Below are 12264 nucleotides of genomic sequence, written 5' to 3' on the forward strand. Positions count from 1 at the left end.
GACACCTGGCGGCGGTGGCGTTCGTCGAGGGTGGTGGTCTCGAGTCGATGTAGGTCACGGGTGCGCCGTCGGCCGGGCTCAGCATGCGATCCGGTCCTTCTCGGTGGGCGACGGCGTGTTCAGTGTTGCGGTGTCCCACAGTCCGAGGTCGTCCAGGATCGCGGCGGCGGGTGCGAGCTGTGGTGTGGGATGCCCTGTGGTCAGGTCGTCGGGAAGTTCGACGTTGTGGTCGAGGCGGATCAGGTCGCGCCATCGGCGCAGGTCTTCGGCGTGGGCGGCGATGCGCGCGCCGACGGCGCCCACCAGGCGGTCGGAGGCCAGGAGTCCGTCGAGGGTGAGGCCGCCGGACAGGAGTCGCGCGGCGGTGAGGGCTCCGACCCCGCGGATGCCGGGGATGTTGTCGGCCGGATCGCCCGTGAGGGCTCGAAAGCACGGCCACTGCCCGGGGTGGACGCCGAAGCGGGTGTGGACGTCGGGCCGGGTCTGGACGCGTCGGCCCGGTGGGGCCCCGCGGTTGAGGACGCTGACGGCGGGGTCGGTGAGGAGTTGCAGGAGGTCGCGGTCGCCGGACATGATCCGCACCGGCCGTGTCTCGGTGAGGGCTCGGGTGGTCAGGGTGGCGATGGTGTCGTCGCCTTCGGCCGTGTCGTGCTCGATCCAACGCACGCCGATCGAGTCGAGGGCGGTTTTCACCCAGGGCAGGGACGCGATGGGGCTGTGGTCGGCGTTGGCGCGGTTGGCCTTGTAGTCGGGGTCGGTCTCGGCGCGAGCCGCGCTGCCGTGTTCGCCGTCGAAGGCGACGAAGACCTCGTGTCCGGGAGCGTGTTCGCGGTGCGCCTTGCGGAGCAGGGCGAGGGTGCCGAACACGCCGGTGAGGTCGGCCCCCTTGCGGCTGGTGATGCGGGCGGGGAAGCCGAACCAGGCGTTGTAGAGCAGGTGGTGGCCGTCGACGAGCAACAGCGGGGTGGTGGCTGCGGTCACGGGTATCCCTCGGCACGGCAATCTGGGGCCTTGACCGAGGCGACCGGGTCCGCGCCGACCGGCGGGACGTCGAGGCTATCGCGTCCTGGCCGTGCGCGGGCCACGCCGCGCGCAGCATCGCGCCCAGAGCCGGGGCGGTGTCGCGTTCGGCCCGCACCCGGTGCTGGTCCGACCGGGCCAGCCAATGGGCCCAAGCCGCCGCCGACCACCAGATAATCGCCTACATGCTCATCCGCAAAAGCAACATCGCGTGACCACGAGGGTGATGCCGGGGGCGGTTCCGAACCGACCTACGGCGTTGTGGGCTGCCGCAGCGACCCCCGGACGGGTGATCGGTCAGCGACTTTTCATCCGAATCCGACCGGTCGTTTCGACTGTGTGAGGCGTCGACCTGCACCTAACCTGGCCGCGTGACGACGCGGATGACATTAAGCGACCTGCACAGGACATCGCCGTGCAAGGATTTCGGCACGGTCGTGGACGTCTTGGCTGCGAACTACCGCAGCACTGAAGATCTTGCTTGCTGGGACCGCGCGACGGTGGCGACCCGCCACCTCGACCGCTCCCAGCTCATAGACGATCCCGACGCCGACGACAGCTGGCGCAAGATCAACAGCCTGCGCCTGGCAATCCGCCGACAGGTGTCTCTCCCTCCGCTTGTCCTGGTCCACACCCTGCCGGCAGGCGGTGACGACTATCTGTTCCTGATCGACGGCTTCCATCGCTTCAACGCCGCCCACCTGGAAGAAGCATCCCAACTCTGCGCGTGGGTCGCGCACATCGGCTGCTGTGACGGACCCTGCGCCCGACATGGATCAACCCCGCTCACACAACCCCAGCCGCTGAGACACCTCTTCAGGAGGTCGACCGGTAGCGCGGTCCGCTCGCTTCGGCGACACGCGCCACGGCCGTGGCGCAGTCAGGCGCCGCCGGTCCGGCTCGTTGCGGCGGCCGCCTTCAGATCACGGGGATGACCCGTGCCTGCGCCCACTGAAGGAGAGCTGCGCTGTGGGCGTCCGCGCGATCTGGACGGCGCAGCTCGCCTGCCGCAGTGACCGGGCGGGCCTCGGGGATGCCGAAGCAGTGGAAGAGCTGATCCGCAAGGACGGAAGCAGCCTGGACCAGGCCGGCACCCTCGTCGGCCAAGTCGTCCAACAACGCGGTGGCTGAGGCTTGCGCCTCCGCGATCACCAAGGACTCCACCTCCTCCCACACCGTGCCCTGGTCGAGCGCGAGCCGAATCGCCGGGTCCCGGGTCGGCACGCCAGGACGCGGATAGGGCTCCGGCGGGGCGTAGGGGTGGGAGTACATCTCGTCGACCAGGTCGACTTCGATGTTCGCCGTGCCGGTGGCGCCGCAGCGGTCGCGGGCGTGGGCGGCGAGAAAGGCCACGGCCGACATCACCCGGTGGACCACTCCGTACGCCGGGAGGGCGCGCACCTGTCCGTCGTCGCCGTCCGAATGGAGGTACGCGTCGCGGAAGGGGTGCGCCCAGGTCCCTGATCCGTCGTGGTACAGGTACGCCACATCCCTGCGGGTGTTCGGCTCCGGCCAGCCCGCCCGCAGCTTGCCCCGGCCGACCTGGATGTCGGGGAACGGGGTCTCCCCCATCCCCAGGAACGGCCGGGAGCTTGCGAGGGCGTCTCGGTAGGAGGCAAAGGTGCGCTGGTTGACGGTCATCTCGCCGGGCACGTCCGGGACCAGGCTGACCAGCAGGTGTGGCTGGGCCCGCTGGATGTAGTCGGTGACGATGTCGGTCTGGATTTCGCGCATGCGTTCCCGGCGGTCGGCTGCCGCCTGGAAGCGCTGCTGATAGGCGGTTGCGACGTGTGTCTCGGTGAGCCAGTCGGTCTTGCTGCCCGCGCGGCGGGGATACCGCAAGGCAACCTCGGTCGGGGCGGTGGGCGGCGCGGTGACGGCGTGCGGGCCGTGCGGGCTGCGCGGGACGGCGATGAGGAGGAACCCGCGGCCCGGGCTGTCGGGATTCTCCACGCGGTGGGGCTCCCACCGGACAGGCGGGGCGGTGGTCGACGCGATACGGGCTTGGAGTTCACGCACGTGACGGTCGTCGAGTTCGACGTCGAAGATTTTGGAGGGGACGCCGCGGGCCTCCGCCATGCCGATCACGATGACACCGCCGAGGTGATTGGCGAACGCACAGACGTCCTTGGCGAGTTCTTCTCGGCTTTCCGACGTCGCGGTGTAGTGGGCGCGTTTGTAGTCGAGGTCTTCGGTCTCCGTCGCGTCGGCGTTGCGGACCAGTTCGGCGAGGTCGGTGTACGAGATCGCGTCGACGGTGCCACCGAGCAAGTCCTCGAGGCGGCGGGAGCGGAAGACCATGGGAGCAACCTAGTTGCGCGGGCGCGGGGCTGCCGGTGATTTAGCGGCCACCCGGATGGCCCTGGGCCGGGGGGCGCCCTGGGGCGGGATGATCTTCCTGCGAAGCGCGTGTCCGCCACCAGTTCAGGAGTGCGCCCCGGGTGATGTAGGCGTACATGTGAAGGTGCATCGGCAGGTCCTGTGCCATCCAGGTGTGGGCGCCCACAGCCGAAGCGAGTCCCGGCGGGCGTTCCGGCGGCGGTCGCTTCGCGGAGCGGTCCGGCGGCAGGCACATCGGCTGCGGGAAGGGCCGGCCTGCGTGCAGCCGTGCGCTGCGGTACCCGTACACCTTGTCCAGCGCGTTGGTCAGTTCGCGCTTCGACCAGGACACCTGATCGGTCTCCGGGCGCTCGGCCGGTGGGTTGGGCCGGTATTTCTTCAGAAACGACCGGTACCGTGCGGCGCTGCGTACCAACGGGGCCACTGCGTCGGCGACTGTCCTCAGCAGCCTGTCGTCCCCGGAGGCGACCAGGTCCTTCTTGAGGTCGGCGTTCCACACCTGCAAGTTCTCAAGCGGGTCGGTCTCGGTGAGGTGTTCGGTGACTGCGGCTGTCTCCAGTCCGGAGACGAGCCAGAGCCAGGCGATCTCCGGGTCCTGTTCCGCCCACCACAGTGCGTCACGGTATGCGCGGGCCGCCCGCATCAGAGTCAAGGCGTCCCCGGGAACCAGGTCGCGGTATCGGGCGAACCACAGTGCCAGGTCGTCCAGGCGGACTTCCCTGCCCACGAGACCGGGCAGTATGACAGGTGGCGTCGGGTTGAAGAAGGCGGGCGGCTCGTGGCTGTGTTCCACCGGGCGCCCGCGTCGGTCGCCGTCGGGGTCGAACCTTCGCACCGGCCCTCCGGACCGGACCCTCGCACCCCAAACGAGGCAGGCAAGCACAGCGACCTCGTCGTCCGGGGTCAGCCCCAGCCAGCCTTCCGCATCGGTGCTGTCCATGCTCGGCGAGGGGCGCGACAGGTAGTTGTCCGCGCGAAGAACCATCCCGGGGCGCAGCCGCGGCTGCCAGGGATTGGCCAGGGTGTTGATGAATGTGAAGGGCCCCGCGTCCACCTCCGGCCCGCCGATGATGTGGGCGTCGGTATAGAGAGCGAACTCCGTGGTGTCCACGAGCACCGCGCCCCCGTCCCAGCACCGCCACGACCGCCAGGTCCACGGCGCGTGCGGCATCGCGACAACAGCTTCGTCCTCCACGGCAGCTCCTTCGCCCGAGGTCCCTCAGCGTCGCAGCCAACCTCCACCGGTGCCAACGAGTTTGGTCCGCTCTCGGGTGGCCGTGTTCGTCTGCCCCCGGGGTGACGCCAAGAGCTTGGCTGGCCACCCGGGAGCCAGACCGCACATTGGTGGAAAGGGGCGGGAGTCAAGCAACCGCGACTGGGGCCTGTCCGGGGGGTCGCGTGACAGGCGAGATCGTTGATGCCAACGGTCAGGAGGGTAGGCGCGCTCACCGACACCGTCGCCCGCTTCGGTCGCGACGTACCAACGGCGAACACATCCACTCGTCGGAGAGTCCTGATACCGCCAGGCCGCCGATTGGCGCTCACCGACTCGAATCGGGTGCAGGACGCGAAAGCTCTTGAACCAACCGAACTGGGCGTGTCCGCAGTCGAGATCGGGCCGGAGGTCGCCGCGAAGTCGCGGGAGGGTTGTCCGCCGAGTGTGGCAGGCTGCGACTCTCAGGGTCGGGCGGATGTTCGGGGGAACGATGCGCGGATGGTCCACGAAGCGCGGCCGGGCGTGCGGGCTCACGGCTGTGGCGGCTCTGGCGCTGGGGGCGTGTTCCTTCGGCGGCGGATCGAACAATTCGCAAGCGCCCACCGCCGCGCCGAGCGCTTCCCCGTCCGGGCAGGCGCCGTTGGTCGTCTCGGAGGCGGAGGCCCGTGAGGTCCTGGCCCGCTACGACCGCGAGAACAACGCGGCGAACGCCGACATGGACCGCGACCGTATCGCCGGCATCGAGGCGGGCGACCTGCTGGAGACCTCGCTCGCGTCGTACCGCGTCCGCGGGTTGCGTCCGGACCGCGAACCGTACAAGCCCTTCACCCACAACGACCCCACCTTCTGGATCCCTCGCGGCCACGGATACCCCCGCGTGTTCGCGATCGTGTCGAACACCGGGAGTCAGGAGGGCCACTCGGTGATGTACTTCGCCCGGGAGTCCCCCCAGGCGCCGTGGAAGGCGATCGTGTCGGCCTGGGTACGCGTCGGCGCTCCACCGGCCACGGCGAGCGCGGACCCCGCGCGGGACGCGCTCGCGAAACTCGAGCCGGTGGCGCGTGACGCCGATGGAGGAGCGTTGCTCGCGGATCCCGGCGACCCGGCACGGTCCGCGTGCGCACGGTACGCGGCGTACATGTCCGTCCCGGACACCGGCGCCGCGCCCGAGGACGGGCGGTTCGCGCCCGGCGCCCACACCACGGTGCTGCGTCGGGAGATCATCGGCGATCGGGACGCGCGGATCAGGCGGTCCGTGACCGTGACGGCGCGCGAGACTCGAATCGCGCCGGTCTTCCGCACCGCGGCGGGCAGTTCGTTGGTGCCGTGTGTGCTGAACGAGGTCGTCGATACCGCGGTGGCCGATCCCGAGGTGAAGCTGAATGCGGACGGCCCGGACCTGGTGGCGTTGTTGGGCCGCACGAAGTCGTTCGCCTCGATCCGGCTGGAGTACGTCGCGTCGGTGCTGGTGTCCGTCCCCGAGGCGCCGGACGCGCCGATCACGGTTGTCAACGGCGGGCTAGGCAGCTCGCACCTGGTCAACGCCACGGGAACCTGACGCCGCCGAACGACCCGGCTGTGCGGCGCCACCGGCTCGGGGATCAATCGGGTGACAGCGGGATCAGGTTCGTGTGTCGCTTCGGCAGGTCCTCGGGATCGCCGTGTCCGGAGACGATGTGTGCGGGGATGCCGGCAGCGACGAGTTCGTCGGTGAGCAGGCGGAGCATGGTCTTGCCCATGGGGGCGGGCAGGAAGTTCTTGGTGTCGACCCACACGTGGGGCCCCGCGGGGGTGGGCTCGGGGTCGGAGACGTAGTTGGCGCTGTGCAGCCATGTGGCTTCGTCGTGGGGGTGGGCGGGGTCGATGTCGTCCTCGATGTCCTCCCAGGACAGGACGCATCCGTCGCCGATCACGCGCCCGAACACCGCGGCGGCGCGCCGCAGGGCCTCTGTCGCCCCCTCGGTGTCCGGTGAGACGACGGTGAACGCCGCGTCGCCCTGCTCGTCGTACGCGAAGTGGAAGGGGTCGGCGAACCTGTGCCGGAACCCTCCCCAGCCGCACCAGGCCCACAGATCCGACGCGACGCTCACCAACTCCCGGGGATCCTCACGCGGCCCCAGCCGCGCCAACCAGGAACGCGCGAGGTCGTACTCTCGTTTGGCGGCGGCCCGTTCGGCCATCAGGTGGATCGCGGCCGCCTCGCCCGCCTCGGCCCGCGCGTCGACGCCCTCGTCGGGCCCGTGAGTGCTCGTCACCGTTCGACCCTACGCCGGGGTTTGCCGGCAAGGACACGGTCCGCTGTGACAGAGCCGGCCACGATCGCGTCGATCCTGCCGGTACCGTGCCTGCCGCAGGCGCCCTGGCCGGGACGCGCGCCAGTAGATGCCGACACGTCGGGGGCCGACGCGGAGCAACGGCGCCGTACCCGATGCCTCGGTGGCGTGCCAGGCACGAAAGCTGCCGCCTACTTCAGCGAACTCCCTTCTCCCATGCACCTGTTGGTTGCATCAGGATCCGATCGCCTTTTCTTGCACGGCGGTTCATGAGCGGAACGTGATTCTTCGGTCACGTGATCGGGGCTTGGTTGGTAGGGTCGCTGCGTCGACCACACGGGGGTGTCATGAGGCGTCGAGGACGTCGCGCGGCCATGGCGGGCGCGGTGCTGGCGATTGCGCTGGGTGCGGGTTGCAGTGGTGACGGAAACAATCCGGGCCTGCCCGGGTTACCTCCGGACGTCTCCCCTGCCCCGGCGTCAGCGTCGGGCGGTGCACGGGCGCCGGAGCGCGGGGGGTTGTTCGGGCCGGGAACCGTGACGGTGATGTGGTGCGATGGCACGCCGGGAGGTTTGAGCACGTTCGGGGCCGCGATCGTCTCGTACACGGCCGACGGGCGTATCGCCGGGCAGCGTCCGGTCTCGTTCCCCTCCGACAGCGAACCGCAGTACGTGTGCGGGTCTCCGCGGGACCTGTCTCAGCAGCAGGTGCGGCAGTTGTTCAACAAGGACTTCACCCTGCTCGCCGGGATCGTGCGCGCGGCGAACGGGCAGGGCCGGCAGGCGACCGCGCTCGATCTCGAGTCCGGGCGGGTTCTCGGTCCGCGGCCCGATCCGGACGCGTTCGGTGTCGCGCCCCGTCATTCCTCGCCCGTCTTCCAGTCCGGTACGGACCTCCTGTGGTACCAGGACCAGGACCGGCGCATCTGGTCCCGCGACGCGCGCGCGACGCAGGCGCCGGCGGCGGAACGCGGCCGTTCCGCGAACAACGGGTTCATGCTGGAGGGGTCGACGGTGTGGACTCCCCTGTCGTGGTCGATGCTCAGCGCCTCGGCCGAGGCGATAGCCCCCGGTGGTGCGATCGCGGCCGTCTTCGACGAGGTCTGGGGCCTGCACCTGGTGCGCAACGGACAGGAGGACACCGACACGCCCAAGCTCGGGCCCTCGCGCTACGGAGACAAGAACCTGCCCGGCAGCGATCGGGTACCGGACGGCTGCTCGCCGCGATTTTGGAGCGGCCCCACCGTGCTGGTGTGTGCGAACGCCCGGGCCCTCGTCCGGGTCACCTTCGCGGCCGACCACGGATCGGTCACCCGGGTCGAGAGTCTCCTGCCGGAGAACGACCGCGACAACAGCGAGGCCGTCCTGGCCGCCGACGGCCGCACCGTCTACTTCGTCTCCCGTGCCGGGTCCGGGCCCCCGGCCCTGTACCGACTCGCCCTGGACACCCCGCACGCGGTCCCGGCCAAGGTCGTCGACCTGATCGGCCCGGCCAACGCACGCAGCGCGCAACTGCACCTGCTCGCCACCCAGTAGCAGCACCGGCAACACCCGGATCCGGCGCGCGGCGGGATCGCGGGTTCTTCGGCCGGATTGTAGGCATCAGGGCGCCCGGGGGGCGATGTTCGCCGATTCCCGTCCCGGGTCGGCCCGTATCGGATACGTTCCGGCCGAGCGGTCCGGATGTCGTGGGCCCGCACGAGAGGGGGATGGCGTTGGTCGACGCACGCACGTACGGATTGTGGGGTGCGCTGGCGTGTCGTGAGGATCTGCCCGACGCGGCTCTGTCGTGCGTGGTGCGCGCGCTGACCGTGCCCTCCGACGGCCCCGAACACACCGATCGGTGGCGGCAGGACGCGTTGCGGGCGGCCATGCCGGCATTGCTTGCGCGGGTGCGGGAGCCGGACGAGCGCGCGGAGTTGATCCGAGCCGCCGGACGCGAGCAGGTCCTGTCGCACCTGCGGAACGGTCTGCTCGGCACGGAGGACCTCCCGGCGGTCACCGCCGCCCACAGGGTGTGGCCCGACCTGATTCTGGCGTTGGCCGACCACGACGAACACGTGCCGGCCGCCACCGATCTCGTCGCCTTCCTCGACGACCACGACCTGGCCGCCGTCGTCACGTACTGGGACACGCGCCATCGCCGCGATGCGTCCGGCGACCCGGGTGCGATCCCCGACGCGTTGCTGGACGCGATCCTGGAGCGACTCCTGGCCCCGTGCGCACGGGCACTGGACGAGCCGAGACCGCGACATGGCCCATGGACTGGGTCCGGTCCACGGGCCCGGGGATGTCCTGGCGCGACGGCCCGTTCGGCGGTCCGGCCTGGCAGGCACTCGAGCGTTGCCCCCACCGCTGGGTCGACCTGGTCGAACACCCGCGCCTGGGAGGCGCGGTCCGGCACCTGCTCCTGACCCACGCCGCCACCGAGGCCCTCGACGACGACCTGCTCACGGCCTGCCTGCCCGCGCTGACCTGCCCCGAACTCGCCGACCTGCCCAAGCCCTCGGTGACCCAACGAGAGCGCCTGAGCGAGATCGCCGAACGCGCCCGCCGGCATCCCCGCGTCCTGGACATCGCCGCCGATCAGGTACACGCCGCCGCGACCGAGTGCATGCACCGAGGCCGACTGGCGAGCGCGCGAAACCTGTCCGACCACGGCGTCGAGCGGCTCGCGCAGGACCTCGCCGTGGTCGGCGACAAACCCCGCGAGCTGACCGCGCTGTGCGAGCGGCTCGCCCGCCTTCCCCAACCCACCGTCGTCGTCCGAGCCCAGGACGACCGCTACAGCGGACCCGGTCGGGGCCCCAGCCCCGAACTCGGCTGGGACCAGGGCGGCCGCGTCGCAGCCCTGGCCCGACTCGCGGCGAACCCGCGCACCCCGCGCGACGCCGTGACCGCCGTCCTCGAACGACTCCACCCCGCGGAGACCGCCGCCCTCGCCGAAACCGACACCGCACCCGCATGGTTGCGCACACTCGCGGCCGACCATCGCACCACCGACGACACGACCGTGCGCCTGCTGACCGACGACGAACTCGACGCCCATCCGAACCCGGCCGCCGTCCTGGCGTCCTGGCTGGAGAACACCGGCGACGACGACCCCTACCACGCCGTCGCAGGCGCCGTGGGCAAGTCGCGGCACTGCACCCCGGAGTTGCTGCTGCGACTGCCGGCCGACGACGTCCTGGGACGCGCCGCCCCCCACAGAGCGACGCCTGTCCTGATCGACACGTGCGGCGACGACCCGAAACGCTGGGCGGCGCTGTTCACCGCCCTCGACCGGCTCCCCCACGGCGTCAGCCTCGGGGAACTCCTCGACACCATCGACGCCACAACGCCGGCCCGGTCACGACCCGCCGGCGCGAGAACACCGACGCCGAGGTAAGCCAAGGCGCGCCGAGTGTAGACGGCGAGCCGTGCCGCGTCCGGTCATCGACTCGGCCGACTCCACGCTGTCACCGCCGACAACAGGTTCACGTCGGACAACACGGGTGGGGTCGGTGGGGAGAGGGTGGCGCGTGTCGGCGGGCCCGGATGCGAGGCGGCGCAGGCGGTCGGAGGATGGCCGTAGAGGTGATCGCCACCCAAGCCATCAACCGCGGCATGTCCCTGGAGGCCATCGCGGCCTTGCTGGGCCACCGGTCGCTGTCCATGACGCGCGTTTACGCCCGCATCGCCGACCGGACCGTGGCGGACGAGTACTTCGCGGTCTCGGAGAAGGTCGAGGCCCTCTACGACGCCCCGCGCCAACTGCCGGCTGACGCCGAGGGAACGGAGATGGCCAAGCTCCGCCGCGAGATGCACCGCCGGATGCTGGGCAACGGCTACTGCGCTCGCCCTGTCGAGATGGACTGCCACTTCGAGTCGATCTGCGAGTCCTGCACGTTCTTCGTCACCACCATCGAGTTCCGCCCCACACTCGAACGCCAGCGGGACGACGCGGCGGTCAAGGGCCAGGTCGCGCGCGAGCAGATCTTCAGCGGGCTCCTGACACGGCTGGACGAGCAAGCGGGCTGAACACCCCCGATCGGCTCAGGCGGACGACCATCCCTGCTCGGTGAGTCGAGCGCGAATCAGTGCCGAGATCATCCGCTTCTCCTCTGCCATCTCGGTGTGTTCAGGAATGCCGAGGCTTTCGTCGACGTCTGCCCACCGGTCCAGGCCGGCTACGACCAGTCCCCACTGGGCGGCGTTCAGGACGACGGTCGACGTCTGGCCGGGAGCTGGCCACGTCGCGAAGCCCGCCGCGTCGCGCGGCCAGCCGGGGATTTGGTCCCAGCCCGCCTGGCGAATACTGCGGCCGAGTTCGACACCGCTGCGGTCACCGTCTTCAACCCGGCTATGCACCTCGTTGTCCATCGTCCCGTCGATGGTCAGCCAATGGCCGGTCGACAGCTGCACAACGTAGTTCCCTGCCGCATCAGCGCTTTGGTTACCCATGGCTGTTGATCCTCACGAGTGTTGACTCGCCGGGTCAACAGGGGCTCGAAGCTTGACAACGAGACCCGCATATTAGAAGTCGTTTCATTTGGCGTGTTCGCTATTCTGGCGTGTGTGACGACGCTTGTGGAGCGATTGGTGCCGGACGAGTTGTGGGAGTTGTTCGAGCGGGTGGTGCCGTCGAAGCCGACCCGGCCGCAGGGCGGTGGACGGCGGCGGTACGAGGATCGTGAGGTGTTGGCCGGGATCGTGTTCGTGGCGACGTCCGGTTGCACGTGGCGGCAACTGCCGCCCGTTTTCGGTGCCTCGTGGCAGACGATCTACCGGCGGTTCGCCGAGTGGAGCCGGGCGCGGGTGTGGGCGAAGCTGCACCGGGTCCTCCTGGACGAGCTCGGCGCCCGGGGTGCGTTGGAATGGTCGCGGTGCGCGGTGGACTCGGTCAACATGCGGGCCCTGAAAAGGGGGATTTGACGGGTCCGAATCCTGTGGATCGGGGGAAGTACGGGTCGAAGATCCACCTGCTGACCGAACGCACCGGTCTGCCCCTGTCGATCGGGATCTCGGGAGCCAACACTCACGACAGCCAGGCCCTGATACCCCTGGTCGAGGGCATCCCGCCGATCCGTTCCCGCCGCGGGCCACGTCGCCGCAGGCCTGCCAAGCTCCACGGCGACAAGGCGTACGATCACCGATTCATTCGCGCGTTCCTGCGGCAACGCCGCATCACACACCGGATCGCCCGACGCGGCATCGACTCCTCGACGCGTCTCGGCCGACACCGATGGGTCGTCGAACGAACCGTGTGCGCCACGAGGCGCTCTGCTTGTATCCCCGGCTCAGCCGGGAGGAACTCGGAAGGAGGTTCCTGGGCCGGATGACTTACCTGGATCCGAAAGGTGAAGGGGACAAGAGCATGTCAGAAAACCAGTGACCGGGCCCAGCTGTTGGGGACGGTGTACTGGGCGGCCCGCGC

General features: G+C 70.0%; 10 protein-coding genes and 1 pseudogene. 6 read left to right on the top strand and 5 right to left on the bottom strand.

Going from position 1 to position 12264, the window contains the following annotated elements; genetic code table 11:
• Positions 1–78 precede the first annotated feature (78 nt).
• Complete coding sequence (locus tag ACZ4FV_RS42935; protein WP_465326241.1) at positions 79–981, bottom strand: 5'-3' exonuclease; 903 nt, start codon at positions 979–981, stop codon at positions 79–81.
• A gap of 410 nt (positions 982–1391) precedes the next feature.
• Here ACZ4FV_RS42935 and ACZ4FV_RS42940 point away from each other — a divergent pair, with 410 nt between their 5' ends.
• Positions 1392–1955 carry a hypothetical protein gene (locus ACZ4FV_RS42940; protein WP_465326244.1) on the top strand — a complete coding sequence of 188 codons (564 nt, stop codon included), beginning with the start codon at positions 1392–1394 and terminating at the stop codon, positions 1953–1955.
• Here ACZ4FV_RS42940 and ACZ4FV_RS42945 read toward each other — a convergent pair.
• Together ACZ4FV_RS42945 and ACZ4FV_RS42950 are read right to left on the bottom strand one after the other, a co-directional pair.
• Positions 1939–3321 (bottom strand): AlbA family DNA-binding domain-containing protein, encoded by a 1383-nt coding sequence (locus ACZ4FV_RS42945; protein WP_465326246.1) that lies wholly within the window; start codon positions 3319–3321, stop codon positions 1939–1941. The genes ACZ4FV_RS42940 and ACZ4FV_RS42945 overlap by 17 nt on opposite strands.
• Before the next feature lie 40 nt (positions 3322–3361).
• A complete protein-coding gene (locus ACZ4FV_RS42950; RefSeq protein WP_465326248.1) occupies positions 3362–4471 on the bottom strand; it encodes a hypothetical protein in 1110 nt (369 codons plus the stop codon).
• Positions 4472–5216: 745 nt separating this feature from the next.
• Here ACZ4FV_RS42950 and ACZ4FV_RS42955 point away from each other — a divergent pair.
• Positions 5217–6134 (top strand): DUF8094 domain-containing protein, encoded by a 918-nt coding sequence (locus ACZ4FV_RS42955; protein ID WP_465326250.1) that lies wholly within the window; start codon positions 5217–5219, stop codon positions 6132–6134.
• A 43-nt stretch (positions 6135–6177) separates the two neighbouring features.
• On the opposite strand, the gene ACZ4FV_RS42960 is transcribed toward ACZ4FV_RS42955, so the two are convergent.
• Complete coding sequence (locus tag ACZ4FV_RS42960) at positions 6178–6831, bottom strand: hypothetical protein (protein WP_465326252.1); 654 nt, start codon at positions 6829–6831, stop codon at positions 6178–6180.
• A 590-nt stretch (positions 6832–7421) separates the two neighbouring features.
• Here ACZ4FV_RS42960 and ACZ4FV_RS42965 point away from each other — a divergent pair.
• The 3 genes from ACZ4FV_RS42965 to ACZ4FV_RS42975 all read left to right on the top strand — a co-directional run bounded on the left by ACZ4FV_RS42965 (position 7422) and on the right by ACZ4FV_RS42975 (position 10868).
• A complete protein-coding gene (locus tag ACZ4FV_RS42965; protein ID WP_465326256.1) occupies positions 7422–8384 on the top strand; it encodes a hypothetical protein in 963 nt (320 codons plus the stop codon).
• A 754-nt stretch (positions 8385–9138) separates the two neighbouring features.
• On the top strand, positions 9139–10236 hold the full coding sequence (locus ACZ4FV_RS42970; protein WP_465326259.1) for a hypothetical protein: 1098 nt from the start codon (positions 9139–9141) through the stop codon (positions 10234–10236).
• A 188-nt stretch (positions 10237–10424) separates the two neighbouring features.
• The gene (locus ACZ4FV_RS42975; RefSeq protein WP_465326260.1) at positions 10425–10868 is read left to right on the top strand and encodes a hypothetical protein; all 444 of its coding nucleotides are present in this window, start codon (positions 10425–10427) and stop codon (positions 10866–10868) included.
• 15 nt (positions 10869–10883) lie between these two features.
• On the opposite strand, the gene ACZ4FV_RS42980 is transcribed toward ACZ4FV_RS42975, so the two are convergent.
• The gene (locus ACZ4FV_RS42980; protein ID WP_465326262.1) at positions 10884–11291 is read right to left on the bottom strand and encodes a hypothetical protein; all 408 of its coding nucleotides are present in this window, start codon (positions 11289–11291) and stop codon (positions 10884–10886) included.
• Between the two features lie 114 nt (positions 11292–11405).
• Here ACZ4FV_RS42980 and ACZ4FV_RS42985 point away from each other — a divergent pair.
• Positions 11406–12094 (top strand): annotated as a pseudogene (locus tag ACZ4FV_RS42985) (IS5 family transposase); the annotation flags it as partial.
• Positions 12095–12264 lie beyond the last annotated feature (170 nt).

This window comes from Embleya sp. NPDC025285 (assembly GCF_055558835.1).

What these genes read in the sequence shown, in the direction of transcription:
- ACZ4FV_RS42945 (WP_465326246.1), bottom strand. Translation starts at nt 3,321, where the DNA reads ATGGTCTTCCGCTCCCGCCGCCTCGAGGACTTGCTCGGTGGCACCGTC.
- ACZ4FV_RS42970 (WP_465326259.1), top strand. Translation starts at nt 9,139, where the DNA reads ATGTCCTGGCGCGACGGCCCGTTCGGCGGTCCGGCCTGGCAGGCACTC.
- ACZ4FV_RS42980 (WP_465326262.1), bottom strand. Translation starts at nt 11,291, where the DNA reads ATGGGTAACCAAAGCGCTGATGCGGCAGGGAACTACGTTGTGCAGCTG.